At 73.4% G+C, this 16,835-nt stretch carries 14 protein-coding genes; 8 read left to right on the top strand and 6 right to left on the bottom strand.

Annotation, left to right across the window (positions count from 1 at the left end; translation table 11 throughout):
- Nucleotides 1–20: 20 nt before the first annotated feature.
- Nucleotides 21–815, top strand: a complete 795-nt coding sequence (locus ACWDD7_RS11570; RefSeq protein WP_450457206.1) for a 3-hydroxybutyrate dehydrogenase — start codon at nt 21–23, stop codon at nt 813–815.
- 6 nt (nt 816–821) lie between these two features.
- Here the strand turns inward: ACWDD7_RS11570 and ACWDD7_RS11565 are convergent, their stop codons facing one another.
- A complete protein-coding gene (locus tag ACWDD7_RS11565) occupies nt 822–1,226 on the bottom strand; it encodes a pyridoxamine 5'-phosphate oxidase family protein (protein WP_450457205.1) in 405 nt (134 codons plus the stop codon).
- Nucleotides 1,227–1,352: 126 nt separating this feature from the next.
- Nucleotides 1,353–2,942 carry an oleate hydratase gene (locus tag ACWDD7_RS11560; RefSeq protein ID WP_450457204.1) on the bottom strand — a complete coding sequence of 530 codons (1,590 nt, stop codon included), beginning with the start codon at nt 2,940–2,942 and terminating at the stop codon, nt 1,353–1,355.
- 226 nt (nt 2,943–3,168) lie between these two features.
- On the opposite strand from ACWDD7_RS11560, the gene ACWDD7_RS11555 reads away from it, so the two are divergent.
- The 4 genes from ACWDD7_RS11555 to ACWDD7_RS11540 are packed head-to-tail and all read left to right on the top strand — an operon-like array spanning nt 3,169 to nt 7,880.
- Nucleotides 3,169–4,674 (top strand): APC family permease, encoded by a 1,506-nt coding sequence (locus ACWDD7_RS11555; RefSeq protein WP_450457203.1) that lies wholly within the window; start codon nt 3,169–3,171, stop codon nt 4,672–4,674.
- Between the two features lie 33 nt (nt 4,675–4,707).
- On the top strand, nt 4,708–5,922 hold the full coding sequence (locus ACWDD7_RS11550; protein ID WP_351871205.1) for an arginine deiminase: 1,215 nt from the start codon (nt 4,708–4,710) through the stop codon (nt 5,920–5,922).
- Between the two features lie 20 nt (nt 5,923–5,942).
- On the top strand, nt 5,943–6,965 hold the full coding sequence (argF, locus tag ACWDD7_RS11545) for an ornithine carbamoyltransferase (protein WP_450457202.1): 1,023 nt from the start codon (nt 5,943–5,945) through the stop codon (nt 6,963–6,965).
- Nucleotides 6,966–6,968: 3 nt separating this feature from the next.
- Nucleotides 6,969–7,880 carry a carbamate kinase gene (locus tag ACWDD7_RS11540; protein WP_351871199.1) on the top strand — a complete coding sequence of 304 codons (912 nt, stop codon included), beginning with the start codon at nt 6,969–6,971 and terminating at the stop codon, nt 7,878–7,880.
- Between the two features lie 77 nt (nt 7,881–7,957).
- Here ACWDD7_RS11540 and ACWDD7_RS11535 read toward each other — a convergent pair whose 3' ends face one another.
- Nucleotides 7,958–9,898 carry a PAS domain S-box protein gene (locus tag ACWDD7_RS11535; RefSeq protein WP_450457200.1) on the bottom strand — a complete coding sequence of 647 codons (1,941 nt, stop codon included), beginning with the start codon at nt 9,896–9,898 and terminating at the stop codon, nt 7,958–7,960.
- A gap of 293 nt (nt 9,899–10,191) precedes the next feature.
- Here ACWDD7_RS11535 and ACWDD7_RS11530 point away from each other — a divergent pair, with 293 nt between their 5' ends.
- Nucleotides 10,192–11,061: a universal stress protein gene (locus ACWDD7_RS11530; protein WP_450457199.1), complete on the top strand. Its 870-nt coding sequence runs from the start codon at nt 10,192–10,194 to the stop codon at nt 11,059–11,061.
- Between the two features lie 309 nt (nt 11,062–11,370).
- Here the strand turns inward: ACWDD7_RS11530 and ACWDD7_RS11525 are convergent, their stop codons facing one another.
- Nucleotides 11,371–11,760, bottom strand: coding sequence for a hypothetical protein (locus ACWDD7_RS11525; RefSeq protein WP_351875163.1), 390 nt, complete (start codon nt 11,758–11,760; stop codon nt 11,371–11,373).
- Nucleotides 11,761–12,021: 261 nt separating this feature from the next.
- Here ACWDD7_RS11525 and ACWDD7_RS11520 point away from each other — a divergent pair, with 261 nt between their 5' ends.
- Nucleotides 12,022–12,738, top strand: a complete 717-nt coding sequence (locus tag ACWDD7_RS11520; protein ID WP_450457198.1) for an FAD binding domain-containing protein — start codon at nt 12,022–12,024, stop codon at nt 12,736–12,738.
- Between the two features lie 16 nt (nt 12,739–12,754).
- On the opposite strand, the gene ACWDD7_RS11515 is transcribed toward ACWDD7_RS11520, so the two are convergent.
- Nucleotides 12,755–13,339 carry a TetR/AcrR family transcriptional regulator gene (locus tag ACWDD7_RS11515; protein WP_450457197.1) on the bottom strand — a complete coding sequence of 195 codons (585 nt, stop codon included), beginning with the start codon at nt 13,337–13,339 and terminating at the stop codon, nt 12,755–12,757.
- A gap of 138 nt (nt 13,340–13,477) precedes the next feature.
- On the opposite strand from ACWDD7_RS11515, the gene ACWDD7_RS11510 reads away from it, so the two are divergent.
- Nucleotides 13,478–14,347, top strand: a complete 870-nt coding sequence (locus tag ACWDD7_RS11510) for a class I SAM-dependent methyltransferase (RefSeq protein ID WP_450457196.1) — start codon at nt 13,478–13,480, stop codon at nt 14,345–14,347.
- On the opposite strand, the gene ACWDD7_RS11505 is transcribed toward ACWDD7_RS11510, so the two are convergent.
- The gene (locus ACWDD7_RS11505) at nt 14,344–16,779 is read right to left on the bottom strand and encodes a SpoIIE family protein phosphatase (protein ID WP_450457195.1); all 2,436 of its coding nucleotides are present in this window, start codon (nt 16,777–16,779) and stop codon (nt 14,344–14,346) included. The two genes, ACWDD7_RS11510 and ACWDD7_RS11505, sit on opposite strands and share 4 nt — an antisense overlap.
- Nucleotides 16,780–16,835: the final 56 nt, after the last annotated feature.

The following is a 16,835-nucleotide window of genomic DNA, read 5'->3' as shown; positions in this document are numbered from 1 at the left end:
CCTTCGCCTAGGGTCGGTCCATGACCACCCCCGTCCAGCCCCTCGCCCTCGATCTCGCCGGCCGCGCCGCCCTCGTCACGGGTGCCGCGAGCGGCATCGGCCGCGCCTGCGCGCTGCGCCTCGCGGCCGCCGGGGCACGGGTGAGAGCCGTCGACCGGGACGAGGACGGGCTGGCCGCACTCGCCCGGGAGGCGCAGGGCGAACCGGACCTCGCGGGCACCGTCGTCCCGCACCCCCTCGACCTGACCGACCTCGACGCGGCCGAGGAAGCGGCCGCCGGCACCGATGTGCTGGTCAACAACGCGGGGCTGCAACTGGTGCGCCCCATCAAGGAGTTCCCGCCGGACGTCTTCCACACGGTGCTGACCGTGATGCTGGAGGCGCCGTTCCGTCTGGTGCGCGGCGCCCTTCCGCACATGTACGCGCAGGGCTGGGGCCGGATCGTCAACGTGTCCTCGGTGCACGGACTGCGCGCCTCGGCGTTCAAGTCCGCCTACGTCGCCGCCAAGCACGGTCTGGAGGGGCTGTCCAAGACGGCCGCGCTGGAGGGCGCCGCGCACGGCGTCACCTCCAACTGCGTGAACCCGGCCTACGTCCGCACCCCCTTGGTGGAGAAGCAGATCGCCGACCAGGCGCGGGCGCACGGCATCCCCGAGGAGCGCGTCCTGTCCGAGGTGCTGCTGAAGGACAGCGCGCTGCGGCGGCTCATCGAGCCCGAGGAGGTCGCCGAGGCCGTGGCCTATCTGTGCAGTCCTCAGGCGTCCTTCGTCACCGGCACGTCCCTGCTCCTGGACGGCGGCTGGACCGCCCACTGAGCACGCTCACGCACCCGTCAGCTCGCGTCCGGTGACCACCTCGGAGTCGATCCGCACCAGCACGTCGTCGCGGACCGGCATCCAGGAGTCCGGACCGTCGAGGAGTTCATGGCCGTCGGTGTCGGTCAGCAGCGCGGCCCGCCCGGTGACGACCACGCTCCAGCCCGAGCGGGTCTCCGCGTCGAACTCGTCCGCCTCGAAGGCGACCACCGCGCCGTCGATGGCGCGCACCAGGTCCGAGCCGGCCGAGGTGCGCAGCAGCACGGAGGAGTCCGCGTCGAGGCAGAAATTGACGGGGAGGACCGCGGGGAGCGCCTGCCTGGTGTACACGACCCGGCCGACCGGCACCCCGGCCAGCAGGCGCAGGCAGGTCTGCCTGTCGAGTGCGCGAAAGCCGTCGTTCTGGAGCACCACGCCATCGTCCCCGCGCGGACCCGGCCGGGATAGGGCCGGTCGGCCCTTGTACGACCCCGTGCGGGCCCTCTCCGTCCCGTCGTGGGCCGCCGCCCCGCCCGGTCGGGTCCGTGGGATCACGGCTCAGAGCAGCGCGGCCCGCAGCACCCCGAACGCGCCGCGCGGGTCGGCGAGGGCGTGGTAGATGCCGGGGATCTCGCGGTCGACGTCGAACAGCTCGTACACGGCGTGCATCGCGCCGCGCACCGAGTACTCGACGGTGAAGACGACGTCCTCCGGGACCTCGGTGTACTGGCCGAGGAACGCGAAGTTCGCCGAGCCGCGCGGGACCACCAGCGGCCGGTCACCGACCGAGCGCGGGGCGAACTGGCTGGTGATGTACGGCATCATCACCGGGACCACGGTCGTGGTCGCCGCCACCCGCTCCTCGATGTCGGACATGCCGAGGTGGCCGAGGAGTTCGGTGAGGATCTCGCGGCCGGTGCACTCGGCCATCGGCTTGCCGGTGAAGTCGCCGGGCCGGTCGGTGAAGAGGCCGTAGCCCCACAGGGTGGAGACGTCCTCGGGCTGGCCCGCGAAGTGCGGTGCGTGCGGGACGACCACGGACATCAGCCAGCCGGAGTCCTTGAAGGTCATCAGCGCGCCGGTGCCGGGCAGGTTGCCCGACAGTTCCTCGATGCGGTGCAGCAGCAGCGGGGAGCGCATGGTGAGCGTGAAGGACTCCCACTTCGCGTCGTCCACGTTGCCGTTGAAGACCGCGGGCCGGCCGAAGTCGTCCGCCTTGGCGGCGAGCGCCTCCCACAGCCGCCAGCCGCCGTCGCGCTTGTCCCGGATCAGCTCGGGCGCCCGGTCGTCGCTGCCGTACGCCGCGTCGGCGGTCATCGAGCCGAGAGTGAGGAACGCGTAGTCGTCGTCGCCGAGTTCACAGGTCTCCGGCGCGCCCGCGCGCTCCAGGTGGAGCCGCCGCAGCCGTCGTACGCCCCGCTCGTCGGTGGTGAAGTCCGCGTCGGTGACCCGTACACCGTGCTCGAAGCGCACCCCGCGGGCCTCCAGCCAGGCCCGCACCGGCCGGATGACGGAGTCGTACTGGTTGAGCCGGGTGCGGCGCACCCCGGACAGGGTGTGCATGCGCGGGAACTCCTGGAGGAAGCGCAGGAGATAGCGGCGCAGTTCGATGGCGCTGTGCCAGTTCTGGAAGGCGAACGTGGTGCGCCACATCGTCCAGAAGTGGGTGGCGAAGAAGTGCGGGGAGAAGAAGTCCTCGATGCGTCGGGCGCCGATCACCCGTTCGGGCAGCATCAGCAGCCGCAGCAGCTCCACGCGGTCGTGGGTGTCGAGGCCGTAGTCGGCGGCGTCCAGGATCCGCGCGCCCGCGCCGATCAGCCGGGCCTTGGCCTCGGTGGGCCACTTCTCGTTGAAGTCGACGATCTCCTGGCGCACCGAGACCGTCTCGTCGTCCAGGGTCGGAACCGTCTCCAGGAGGTCCCACAGGCAGGTGTACGCCTCCTCCTCCAGCATCCGCCCGCCGCGGGTGACGTAGCCTGCGGGCTCCCCCCTGCCGTCCATGGAGCCGCCCGCCACGGGCAACTCCTCCAGGACGCGGATGTTCTCGCCGGGAAGGCCGGCGTCGCGGACCAGGAAGACCGCCGCCGCGAGTGAGGCGATGCCCCCGCCGACGAGGTGGACCCGGGACTGCCGCGGAGCGTCTGCCATGACGTCCCTCCGTTCTGTGCGCCCCGGCGGACCGGGACGGCCGAAGTGTTACGGCATCCAGCCAACACCCCGGGTACCCCCCGAGGCAGGGCCGTACGTCCCGGGGCCTGGGGGCCTGTGGGCGCCCAGGAGGGGACCGGTTGCCGCTCATCGCGCACCTCGCCGACCAGCAGGATCAGTGGGGCACCAGCACCGGAGCCCATCGAGGCGCACAAGGAGCACAGGCATGTCCACGACCACACGCAGCGGGCAGGAAGCCCGTGGCGGGGGAGAGACCCCCGGCGGAGAAAAACCCGCTCCATCGGCCGCCCTCGGGCTGCCCGCCGCCACCGCCCTGGTGATCGGCAGCATCATCGGCACCGGCGTCTTCGCGCTCCCCTCCGCGCTCGCCCCCTACGGACCGATCGCCCTGGTGGCCTTCGGCGTCGTCACCCTCGGCGCGCTCGCGCTGGCGATGACCTTCGGCTCGCTGTCCCGGCGCGTGCCGGGCAGCGGTGGTCCCTATGTGTACGCCCGGGAGGCCTTCGGCGAGTTCGCCGGGTTCCTCAACGCCTGGTCGTACTGGATCACCGCATGGGCGGGGAACGCGGCGATCGCGGTCGCCTGGGTCGGCTATGTCGAGGTGTTCGTCAACACCGGGCACCGCACCGGTGTGTCCCTCCTCATCGCGCTCACCGGCCTGTGGATTCCCGCCGCGGTCAACCTCACCGGGGTGCGCAACATCGGCGCCTTCCAAGTCGTCACCACGGTGCTGAAGTTCGTCCCGCTGGTCTTCATGGCCACCGTCGGGCTGCTCTTCATCAAGGCGGACAACTTCGGCCCGTTCAACGCCAGTCACCAGTCCGCGCCGGGCGCGATCTCGGCGGCCGCGGCGATCGCCCTGTTCAGCTATCTCGGCCTGGAGGCCGCCTCGGTCGTCGCCGGACGCGTGCGCGAACCGGGCCGCAACGTGCCGCGCGCCACCGTGTACGGCACCCTCGCCTGCGCCGTCATCTACATACTCGGCACCCTCGCGGTCCTCGGCACGGTCCCGCACGGCGAACTCGGCTCGTCCACCGCGCCGTTCAGCGATGCCGCGAACAACATCTTCGGCGGCAGCTGGGCCGGCGACGCCGTCGCGGTGGCCGCCATCGTCTCGGGGATCGGCGCCCTGAACGGCTGGACCATGCTGTGCGCCGAGATGCCGTATGCCGCCGCCCGCGACGGGCTCTTCCCCGGCGCCTTCTCCCGGCTGCGCGGCAAGAACGACGTACCGGTCTTCGGGATCGTCGCCTCGACCGTACTGGCCTCCCTGATCACGGTGTTCAGCTACACCCGCTTCCAGGACGTCTTCACCAAGATCGTGCTGCTCAGCGTGCTCACCGCGGTCATCCCGTATCTCTTCTCCGCCGCCGCCCAGCTGTACTGGCTGCTGGTCCGCGGCCGGGCGAGCCTGAAGCCCGGACGGCTGGCGAGGGACGTCGTCGTCGCGGCGCTGGCGATGGCCTTCTCGTACTGGTCGATCCAGGGCAGCGGCTACCAGACCGTCTACTACGGCCTGTTCGTGGTCCTGCTCGGACTGCCGGTCTACATCTGGCTCAAGCGCGACCGCGGCGAGTACGGCGAGACCGTGCCGATCCCGGCACCGGCCACCGGGGCCCGCGCCCCCGAGACGCCTCCCGCGGCCCGCGCCGCCCGGCGCCCCTGGGCCACCCGGGCCCACCGCCTCAACCCCCTGCGCCACCACGACTGACACCCCTGACCGACCCATCGAAGGACGACCGTCATGACCACCTTCCACGTCGACTCCGAGGCCGGCCGGCTGCGCCAGGTCATCCTGCACCGGCCCGGACTCGAACTCTCCCGGCTCACCCCGCGCAACGTCGACGCGCTGCTCTTCGACGACATCCTGTGGGCCAAGCGGGCCCGCGAGGAGCACGACGCCTTCGCCCAGGTCCTGCGCGACCACGGCGCCCGCGTGCACTACTTCGCCGATCTGCTCGCCCAGAGCCTCGACATCCCCGGCGCCCGCGACTGGCTGCTCGACCGGGTGGTGACCACCGCCACCGTCGGTCCCGCCCTCGTGGACCCGGTGCGCGAACTGTGTGCCGGTCTCGACGGCGAGACCCTGGCCGGGTACCTCATCGGCGGCCTGCTCAAGAGCGACCTGCCGCTCGCCAGCCCGCACAGCCTGGTCTGGAACGCCCTGGACGACGAGGACTTCGCCCTCGCGCCGCTGCCCAACCACCTCTTCCCGCGCGACAACTCCTGCTGGATCTACGACCGTCTGTCCATCAACCCGATGGCCAAGGCCGCCCGGCGGCGCGAGAGCCTGCACGCCGAGACGATCTACCGGTTCCACCCGCTGTTCGCCGCCCAGGCCCCCCAGCCGATCCTGGACGGGCCGGTGGGCACCCTGGAGGGCGGCGACGTCCATGTCCTCGGCAACGGGGCCGTCATGGTCGGCATGGGGGAGCGCACCACCGCCCAGGCGGTGGAGAACCTGGCCGCCCGGCTCTTCGCCGCCGGTACGGCGACCCGGGTGATCGCCGTCCAACTCCCGGCCCAGCGCGCCTACATGCACCTGGACACCGTGCTCACCATGGTCGACCGCGACGCCTTCGTGGTCTACCCGGGCCTCGCCGACTCCCTGCGCTCGTGGACCCTCACGCCCAGCGACGCCCGCCCGGTCCGCTTCGCCGTCACCCCCGACTCCGACCTCGCGACCGCCCTCGCCGAGGCGCTCGACCTCGACAAGGTCCGCATGCTGTCCGCGCCGCAGGACATCCGGGGCGCCGAGCGTGAACAGTGGGACGACGGCAGCAACTTCCTCGCCCTCGAACCCGGCGTCGTCGTCGGCTACGAGCGCAACGTCACCACCAACACCTATCTGCGCAAGCAGGGCATCGAGATCGTCACCATCGCCGGCTCCGAACTCGGCCGCGGCCGGGGCGGCCCGCGCTGCATGAGCTGCCCGATCGAACGCGACCCGGTCGCCTGACACCACCCCGAGGACCAGAGATGACCACCGACCTGCGAGGCCGCTCCTACCTGAGCGAACTCGACTTCACCGCCGCCGAGATCGGCCACCTCCTCGATCTCGCCGCCGACCTCAAGGCGGCCCGGCGGGCGGGCACCGAACACCCCCGGCTGACCGGCAAACAGCTCGCGCTGATCTTCGAGAAGACCTCCACCCGCACCCGCTGCGCCTTCGAGGTCGCCGCCCGCGACCAGGGCGCCGCCACCACCTACCTCGGCCCCGGCGACACCCACCTCGGTGTCAAGGAGTCCGTCGCCGACACCGCCCGTGTCCTCGGCCGCATGTTCGACGGCATCGAGTACCGGGGCTCCGCCCAGTCGATCGTCACCGAACTGGCCACGCATTCGGGCGTCCCCGTCTACAACGGGCTGACCGACACCGCGCACCCGACCCAGAGCCTGTGCGACGTGTTCACCATGCGCGAGCACAGCGCCAAGCCGCTGTCGGAGATCAGCTACTGCTACCTGGGCGACGCCCGCAACAACATGGGCAACTCGCTGCTGTCCATGGGCGCACTGCTCGGCATGGACGTGCGGATCGCCGCGCCCCGCGCGCTGTGGCCGGACGGCGAGCTGGTCGCCGCCTGCCGGGCGCGGGCCGAGCGCAGCGGCGCCCGGATCACCCTCACCGAGGACGTCGGGACCGCCGTACACGGGGTTGACTTCCTGCACACCGACGTCTGGGTCTCCATGGGCGAGCCGGCCGACACCTGGAAGGAACGCATCGACCTGCTGCTGCCGTACCAGGTCAACGCCAAGACGCTGGCCGCGACGGGCAATCCCGACGTCGCCTTCATGCACTGCCTGCCCTCCCTGCACGACGACCGCACCCGGCTCGGCCGCCAACTGCGCGAGACGTACGGCCTCAGCGGACTTGAGGTCGCCGACGAGGTCTTCTCCTCGCCCCGCTCGCTCGTCTTCGACCAGGCGGAGAACCGGCTGCACACCATCAAGGCGATCCTCGTCGCCACCCTGGCGGACCGCCCCGGCGCCGTGGAGGGCTGACCGATGCGTATCGTCATCGCCCTCGGCGGCAACGCGCTGCTGCACCGCGGGGAACGCCCCGACGCCGATGTCCAGCAGGCCAACATCGACCGTGTGGCCCTCGCGATCGCCGCCCTGGCCCACGACCACGAGGTCGTCGTCACCCATGGCAACGGCCCCCAGATCGGGCTGCTGGCCATGGAGAGCGCCGCCGACGCCGCACTGAGCGCGCCCTACCCGCTGGACCTGCTCGGCGCCCAGACCCAGGGCATGATCGGCTCCCTGCTGGTGCGCGCCCTGCACGACGCCCTGCCCGGACGGCGGGTCGCCGCCCTGGTGACCCACACCCTGGTGCGGGCCGACGACCCCGCCTTCGGGCATCCGGAGAAGTTCATCGGCCAGGTGTACCCCGCGGAGGCCGCCCGCGCGCTCTCCCGCGATCGGGGCTGGCACATCGCCCGGGACACCACCGGATGGCGCCGCGTGGTGCCCTCCCCGGCGCCCGAGCGGATCCTGGAGACCGGCACCGTCCAGGACCTGCTGGGCCTCGGCACCCTCGTGGTCTGCGCCGGAGGCGGCGGCGTCCCGGTCGTCGACGGCGACCGCGGCGGGCTGCGCGGGGTGGAGGCCGTCATCGACAAGGACCTGACCGCGGCCCTGCTCGCGGAGGACCTCAAGGCGGACTTCCTGCTGATCCTCACCGATGTGCCGCATGTGTACGCCGATTTCGGCGGCCCCCACCAGCGGCCCGTCCTGGAGGCCACGCCCGCCGAGCTGCGCCGCGGCGACTTCCCGGCAGGCTCCATGGCGCCCAAGACCGAGGCGGCGGCCCGGTTCGTCGAACGCACCGGCGGCCTCGCCGCGATCGGGGCACTGGACGCGGCGTACGAGATCGTGCACGGCAGAGCGGGCACGCTGGTACGACCCGAGCCGTGACGCCCCCTCGTCCGTCCCCGTGACGCCTTCTCCCGCGCACCGGTGTGCCCCGCACGGGCCCACCGGTGCGCGGGCGTTCACAGCTTCAGCGTGAACCAGGTCGTCTTGCCCTCGTCGGTGGGCCGTACCCCCCAGCCGTCGGCGAGGGTGCGGACCAGGAACAGGCCCCGCCCGGACTCCTCGTCCCCCGCGGCGTGCCGGGGCTGGGGGAGATGCGGGCTGCGGTCGCTGACCTCGACGGTGAGATCCGTGGCGGTACGGCACAGCCGCAGCCCCACCGGGCCCTCGGCGTGCTGCACCGCGTTGGTGAGGGTCTCCGACAGCAGCAGGAGCGCGTCGTCGGCCGGGGCGGGACACTCCCACGAGGCCAGCGTGCGGCGCAGAAACGCCCGCCCCTCGGGGACGGAGGAGGGGGCGGCGGCCAGATCGGTGGTGACGGCGGCCAGCGGCGCCGCCGGGAGCTGCGCGAACAGCAGGGTCACGTCGTCGTCATGGCCGTCGGCGTCCGGCAGCAGTTCGGCCAGCACATGGTCGGCTGCCGCCTCCAGGTTGGGGGAGCGCGGGAAGAACGTGTCCAGGACGGCGGTGAGTTCGCCGACCCGCGCCTCGATGTCGCTGCCCGGCGTCTCGATCAGCCCGTCGGTGTACAGCACCAGCGTGGCGCCCGGGGCGATGTCCGAGCACGCCTGCTCGTACAGCACACCGCCCACCCCGAGCGGCGCGTTGACCGGTGCGGGCAGCGCGCGCACACCCTCCCAGGGGCCGACCACCAGGGTCGGCAGATGCCCGGCGGAGCAGACGGTGACGGTGCCCGCGTCCGGGGCGACGACCAGATAGCAGCAGGTGACCAGCTGGTCGGGTACGTCCAGGTCGGCGACCACGGTGTCCAGGGCCTGCATCAACTGGCGCGGCTGCATGCCGGTCTTGGCGAGCGCGTGCGCGGCCGAGCGCAGTTGCCCCATCACGGCGGCCGCCTCCAGACCGCGGCCCATCACATCGCCGATGAGGACGCCCACCCGGCCGGCGCCCAGCGGTATCAGGTCGAACCAGTCGCCGCCGACGCCGGCGCCCTGGGTGGCGGGCCGGTAGCGGCTCGCGGTGTCCAGGCCGGGCAGGGCGGGTGGCGTCCCCATCAGGCTGCGCTGGAGGGTGAGGGCGATGTGCCGCTGCTGCTCCAGCAGGGCCGTCAGCTCGGCCTCCACCTGCTTGCGGTCCCTGATGTCGCGCACGATGGCGCACGCCCCGACGACATTGCCCCCGGTGTCCCGGGTCGGCCACAGCGTGACGTCGACGTCCAGCAGCGTCCCCGCCTTGGTGACCCGCAGCGTCTCGAAGTGCTCGACCTTCTCCCCCTTGCGCAGGCGTTCGAGCAACGCCCAGATGTCGTCCTGGAGTTCGGTGGGGGCGAGCATCGAGACGTGCCGGCCGATGGCCTCCTCGGCGGTGTAGCCGTACAGCTCGGCGGCGGCCGCGTTCCAGTACGTGATGTCGCCGTCGAGGGTCTTGGCGAGGATGGCGTCCTGGGAGGACTCCACGAGCGCGGCGAGTTCGTTGATCCGGGCCTCGGCCGCCTTGCGGTCGCTGACGTCGCGCACGGCCGCGGAGACCAGCAGCCCGTCCGCCGTCTCCATCGGGCTCAGACTGATCTCGACCGGGAACTCGCTGCCGTCCTTGCGCAGACCGTGCAGTTCGAGCCCCGCGCCCATGGGGCGCACCTGCCGGTTGGCCGCGTAGCCGTCGCGGTGCCGGGTGTGGTGGTCGCGGAATCGGTGGGGCACGAGCAACTCGACGGGGCGGCCGAGCAGTTCCTGGCGGCGGTAGCCGAACAGGGCCTCGGTCTGCGCGTTGACCAGCCGGATGACGCCGGTGTCGTCCACGATCACCATGGCGTCCGGCGCCGCCTCCAGCAGCCCGCGGAACCGTTCCTCGGCCGTCGACGGGCCGCCCCGCGGCGCAAGGGCTCCGCACCGGCACCGCTCGGGAACCGCGGGCTCCGCCGCACAGGCCTGCTCGTCCACGCAAGCATTCATATCTATCCCGCCATGTCGCTCGTGATGCTACGGACATCCCAGCGCAACCGGCCTCCCACCGCCGTGACTTGTCGCGTCATGGCCGGAACACATACCCACGGCGGACGAACCCGTGCAGGACCGGTCCCGGTCGAGCACAAGCGGTCGCGTCCGCCATTGTGCCCGCCTCAGGGACGATCGGCCCCGTACAGAGGCCCTGAGGGCCCTGCCCGCCGGGGTGCCGTCGGGGCGAGGCTTGAGCCGATCCCGAACGGGATGTCCGACAACAGGAGGTGGACGTCATGTCCCGCACCGTCACCGTGGGCCTCGACGGCTCCCCCGAGAGCCGTACCGCCGCCGAGTGGGCGGCAGGCGAGGCGCGGCTGCGCGGCCTGCCGCTGCGTCTGGTGCACGTGTGGGAGCCGGTGACCGAGGCGATGGCGGAGGACCCGGTGATCGGCACGGCGACGCAGCGGCACTGGACCGAGCGGATCTCCGGCGAGACGGCCGAGGAACTGCGGCAGCGCCACCCCGACCTGGAGGTGCTGTCCGAGCACCGGGACGGCTACCCGGGCGAGGTGCTCGCGGCGGTCGCCGAGGAGTCCGAGCTGCTGGTGCTCGGTTCGCGGGGCCTCGGCCGGGTCGGCGGCTATCTCGTCGGCTCCGTGGGCTTCTCCGTGGTCGCCCGCGCCGGACGGCCCGTCGTCCTGGTGCGGTCCGGGTGGCAGCACGACGGCGACGCCGCCGAGGGCCCGGTCGTCCTCGGTGTCGACACCACCGCGCCCGACGAGGCGGTGTTCGCCTTCGCCTTCGAGGAGGCCGAGCGACGCGGGACCTCGGTGCGGGCCGTGCGCACGTGGTCCATGCCGACGTACTACGTCTACGGCTTCGCCGCCGACCCCACCTTCGACCAGGAATGGTCCCTCCAGGAGGAGGCCGCGCTCACCGAGGTGCTCAAGCCGTGGCGGCAGAAGTACCCCGCGGTCGAGGTCACCGAGGAGTGCGGGTACGGCAGCGCGTCGCTGCAACTGGTCGAGGCGTCGCACGACGCCGGGCTGGTGGTCGTCGGCCGGCGCCGTCGGCCCGCGTCGTTCGGCACGCACATCGGTCCGGTGACGCATGCGGTGCTGCACCACGCGAAGGCGCCGGTGGTGGTGGTGCCGCACGACTGAGGGTGACGGACACGAGGCGCCGCGCGCCCCGCTCGGGATGGTCCGGGCGGGGCGCGTCGGGGTGTTCGGGGCCGTGCGGGGTGCGGGGGTGGTGTGCGGGCGCGTCGCGGCGTCCGGGCGCCGGGGCGTGTGGGGGCGTCGGGAGCCGTGCCACGTGTTCCGGGCGCCGGGGCCGTGGGGGGCGTCGGGGGAGCCGTGCCACGTGTTCCGGCCGACGGCTGCGGGGCGCCCCGCCGTACCCGGCCGTGCCGGTTCGGCGGGGCGCCCCGCGGTTCTCCTCCCGTCAACCTGCCTGTCGCCGACGGTCGTTCAGGACGCCACGCCGCCCCGCCACGGCGGCGGTGTCGCCGTCCTGCGGGTGCAGTGGGCGCGGTGGGTGACGCGGTCGGTGCGGCTGCGCAGGCGGTCCTGGAGGCGGTCGGCGAGTTCGCGGGCGCTGGACTCGCGGGCGTGGACGACGACGAGGTAGCCGCCCACCCGGATCTCGGCGCCGGCGGTCCAGGGCTGTCCGACGTGGTGGGCGGCCGCCCTGATGATCCGGATCTCGCCGCTCACGGGCGGCAGGCCCGGTCGGCCGAGCACGGCCTCCACCTTCTCCCGGAGGTAGGCGAGGTCCTCCTCGTCCATCTCGCCGTCGGCCCGCACACGTACGGCGACGGGGGTCTCGGGGGCGTGGACGCCGGTGTCCCTGGCACTCATGTGCTCCACTCCTTCTGATCGTTGCGTGCTGATCGTTCGGTGCAGCGCACCCAGCGTCCCCCGTGCGCCGCCCCCGCCCCCAGGGCCGGCCGACCCGGGGACCGGGTCCGGTGGTCCCGCCCGCGGGGACCACATTCCTGTTACCGGCGAACTTCCCTGAGAAGCGCCTGAGTTGACCCGGTGTGCCCCGTGTGAGCCCTGTACGCGCCCCCGCCCGCCCGAGCAGACTGCGGTCTCCCCGAGGAAGGCAGGTCGGTCACCGTGCTGTTGCGTCTGCCCGCGTCCTTGTCCGAAGCCCGGGAGTGCCTGGCCGAGGGAGCCGTCCCGGTCGGCGGGGCGACGCTCGTGTGGGCCACCTGGCAGCGCGACGGGTTCCCCGAACTGGCCATGTCGCTGCGGCAGTTGCCGGAGGCCAACGTCATCGGACCCGAGACGCTCGGCGCCGCCGTGCTCCTCGGGCGGATCGACGGCCGGGTGCCGGACGTCCTGCGCCTCGCGGCCGGCACCGTGGGCACCGGGGCCGTACGCCGGACGGCGACCGTCGGCGGCAACCTCGTGGGCAGCACGCTGCGTTGTCTGCTTCCCGCCGCGCTGGCCCTCGACGCGCGGGCCACGGTGCTGGAGACCGACGGCGTCCGCGAGACGGACCTGGCCGAAGTCCTTGCCAAGCGGCCCCTGTTGCTCAGCCTCCGCTGGCGCGCCCCGATCGCCTGCGCCTACCGCAAGCTCCCGGCCGACGCGGGCGGTCCGCCGCCCCTCGTGGCGGCCTCGGCCCTCCACCGCCGCGCCGGCGCGGGGCACGTCGTGCGGGTCGCCGTACGGGACGGCTACGACGTGCTCGCCGGCACCGCCGTGCACGGCACCGGTCCCGAGGAGACCCTCCAGGCCCTGCGCGCCACCGCCCTCGGCGATCTGCCCGCCGCCGCGTGGATGGTCGTACGGCCCCAGGTGCTCGCTCTGCTGGAGCGCGAGCGGTGAGCCGCCGGGGCCTGCCCTAGGTGTGCACCAGGGTGGCCACCAGGCGTGTCATGGCGGGCCGGGGGTCGGCCGTGCCGGGCCGGCTCGTCATCAGGAGGTGGTGGGCGGTGCCGACGATGGCGAGTGCCGCGGTGCGCGGGTCGACGGTCGCCGCCACTCTGCCGAGCCCCTGCTCGGCCTCCAGATAGCCGGTGACGGCCTCCTCGATCGCGGTGAAGCCCGGCGCCCCGCCTTCGAGGGCCGCGCGGACGCGTGACGCGGCGGCGGGGCGGGTCATGGCCAGACCCGACAGGGCGGGGCCGCCGGAGTCGAACAGCGCGAGGACGACGGCGTCGAGGTTCCGCGCCACCGTGCCCTGCCCGGCGCGCCCCGACAGTTCTCGCGCCTTCACCGCCGTCCGCGCGAACCGGTCGAGGCACAGCTCGGCCACGAACGCGTCGAGCCCCTCGAAGTGCGCGTGCAGCAGCCCCTTGGCGCAGCCCGCCTCGGTGGTGACGGCACGGCTGGTGAGCGCGCCGGGGCCGTCCCTCTCCACGACGCGCTCGGCCGCCGCGAACAGCCGCTCGCGCACGTCCGGCGTCGCTACTCCGCGCGGTGACATGGGCCTCTCTTCCGTCCTTCCCTCATCGCCCGCGAGGGGCGCGAACTCCCCGGATGGTAACGGGATTGCATGTATGGGCGCGCGCCCATACAGTCTGGGCGTACGCCCATTCTCCGCCGGCCACCGCAGGAGGCACCCGTGCCGGACATCGTCAACACCGAGCAGGCGCAGGCATGGAACGGCCCGGAAGGCATCCACTGGGCACGCAACCAGGACCGATGGAACGCCGTGAACGAGGGCTTCGACGAGCCGCTGCTCGACGCCGCCGCACTCACCGGGACGCACCGGGTCCTCGACCTCGGCTGCGGCTCCGGGCAGACCACGCGCCGCGCCGCGCTTCGCGTGCCCCGGGGGAGCGCGCTGGGCCTCGACCTGTCCGGCCCGATGCTGGCCGAGGCGCGGGCCCGCGCGGAGCGGGAGGGCATCGCCAACGTCTCCTTCGTCCAGGGCGACGCGCAGGCGCACCCCTTCGAACCGGGCGCGTTCGACGCGGCGATCAGCCGATTCGGGGTGATGTTCTACGCCGACCCCGTGGCGGCGTTCGGCAACGTCGGCCGGGCGCTGCGCCCCGGCGGACGCCTGGCGTTCGTCTGCCCCGCCGACGCCGCGCTCAACGGCGGGGTGGCGGCGCTGGCGTCCCTGCGCGGCCTCCTGTCGTTCGGCGACCTCGGCAGGCCCGGACTGCCCGGCATGTTCTCCCTGGCCTCCCGTGACCGCATCCACGACGTCCTCACCGCGGCCGGCTTCACCGCCGTCACCGTCGACCAGGCGGAGGCCCCCGGCACCTGGGGCCGCGACGCCGCGGACGCCGCGGACTTCCTCCTGGGCACGGGCCCCGGCCACCACCTGCTGCGACAGGCCGACGCCCCGACACGGGAGCGTGCCCGCCACGCCCTGGCGGAACACCTGCGCGCCCACGAGGCCGCGGACGGCACGGTCCGCCTCCCCAGCACGTCCTGGCTGGTCACGGCGGTCGGCCCGGCGGCGCCGTCAGCCCCGGGACGCTAGGACTCCAGAGGGAGCACGCACGCGATGAGGAGGGCGACGTCGTCGTGGCCGGCCGGGTGGCGCAGCTCGCGCAGGAGGCGGTCGCAGGTTTCCTCCGGGGAGGGGGACGGCGGGGACAGGAGCCGGACGAGTTCGGCGAGGCGGATGTCGATCGGGTCGTCGCGGGTCTCCACCAGACCGTCCGTGTACAGGACGAGCTGGTCGCCGGGGCGCAGGTCGAGGGTCGTGGACTCGAACGGCCCGCTGCCGACGCCCAACGGGGTGCCGGTGGGCAGGTCGAGGAGGCGCGGTGAACCGCCGGACGGGATCAGGACCGGCGGCAGGTGTCCGGCGGAGGCCACTTCCAGGCGGCCCAGGCGCGGATCGTGCACGGCGTAGACGCAGGTGGCGATGTAGGGGTCGAGGCCGAGGGTGATCCGGTCGAGGTGGGCGAGGACACGCGCCGGGTCGAGATCGAGGTCGGCCAGCGTGGAGGTGGCGGTGCGCAGCCGCCCCATGGTGGCCGCGGCCGGGATCCCGCTGCCCATCACGTCGCCCACCGCGAGGGCGGTGCGGTCGCCGTCCAGCGGGATGACGTCGTACCAGTCGCCGCCGACCTCGCCGATCGCCTGTGCGGGCCGGTACCGGGCGGCGATCTCCAGGCCGGGGTGGCAGGGGGAGAGCTGGGGCAGCAGGCTGCGCTGGAGGGCCTCGGCGGTGCTGCGGGTGTGCTGGTGCAGCACCGCGTTGTCGATGCTCAGCGCGGCGCGCGAGGCGAGTTCGCAGGCAAGCGCCAGGTCGTCGGCGTCGAAGGGCAGCGGATTGCGGGCGCGGGCGAGGCCCATGACACCGATGCACTGACCGCGGGCGATCAGGGGGACGGCCATGTCGGTGTGCACACCGGCCAGGGCCAGCAACCGGGCGGCCTCGGCGTCGGCGGCCACCCGGCCGATCTCGCCGCTGTCCAGATGGGTGATCAGCACGGGGCGTCCGGTGCGCACGCTCTGGGCCGCAGGGTGGCCGGCATGGTAGACGGTGAGCCGTCCGGGCGGCACGAGCGCCGCGGCGGCGTCGGTGTGGTAGGCGGTTTTCACCGCCAGGGCGCGGAACAGCGGCGGGCCCTCGCCCGGGTCCGTGCGGCCCGTGCGCAGCATGCTGTCCAGCAGGTCCACGGCGGCCATGTCGGCCAGGTCGGGCACGAGGACGTCGGCCAGCTCCTGGGCGGTGCGCTCCACTTCCAGGGTGGTGCCGATGCGCGCCGACCCGCGGGCGATCAGCCGCAGCCGCCGCTGGGCCCGCTCGGCTTCCTGGGCCGCGCGGTAGCGGTCGGTGACCTCCACCGCCACCGTGGCGATGCCCAGAGTGTGCCCCTGGTAGTCCTCCAGCCGGTACAGCGAAGCCATCCAGGCGTGATCATTGTCCGGGTCGGCGGCGGTGCGGCCCACCACCTGCTGGTTCACCACGGGAACCCCGGTGTCCAGGACCCCGCGCATCCAGGCCTCGACCTCCTGGAACACGGTGTCGGGAAGCAGCTCGCCGAGGCGCCGGCCGACGTGGTCGGCAGGCGACAGGCCGTGCATGGCCGCCAGGGCCGGGTTGACGGTCACGTAGCGCAGCTCGGGGTCGAGGACGGCCAGCCCGATCGGGGCCTGGGTGACGAGCCGGGCGGACAGGGCCGCGCCGCGCTCCACCTGGCGCAGGGTGGAGCGGTCGGTGGCCAGCCCGAGGGCGTAGTGGTCGCCGAGGTGGTCGGTCAGCCGCATGTTGCGGAACTCGACGACCCTGGTGCCACCGTCCTTGTGCCGGACGGGGAACGCGCCCGCCCAGCCCCGGCCGGTCTCCATCACCTCGGCGAACAGCCGGATCGCCGCGTCCCGGTGCTCGGGGCGCAGCAGCAGGAGCGCCGCGTACTGCCCGACCGCCTCCGCGCGGTCGTAACCGAACAGCTCCTCGGCCTGGGGGCTCCACATGTCGATCCGGCCGTCGGCCTCCAGGAGCACCGCGGCGACACCGAGCAGATCCAGCAGGCCGGTGGGCTCCGAAGCATGGTCTTCCGGAGATTCCGTGGTGTGGTCCGCCTCGGTGTCCGTGGGCGGGTCCGTGGGGGTCTCCCTGGTGTGGTCCGGCGGGGTTCCCGTGGTCGGGTCCGTCGGGGTCTCCGTGGTGTGGTCCGCCTCGGTCTCCGTGGGCGGGTCCGTGGGGGATTCCGTGGTGTGGTCCGCCCCGGTCTCCGTGGTCGGGTCCGTCGCGGACCCCGTGATCCGGTCCGCGCGGGTCTGCCGGGGCCGGTCCGCAGGTGACGTGGCGGCCTGGTCCGCAGGGGACGGTGCGGCCCGGTCCGCCCGGGGCTCGGCCGCATGCTCGCCCCGGGTTCGCGCGGCGTGCTCGGCCCCGGGTTCGGCCCGCGCCATGCCGGGGTCCTCCCGGTCCGGGCGCCGCATCCCTCCGCTCATCCCACTCCCGCTCCTTCCGCCGGCCCGCACGGCCGACGTCGTCGTGTCCGGCCCGA

The sequence above is a fragment of the Streptomyces sp. NPDC001056 genome (assembly GCF_053598955.1).
Note: the sequence above shows the minus strand (reverse complement) of the source record. Positions and strands in the feature narration are given on the sequence as shown.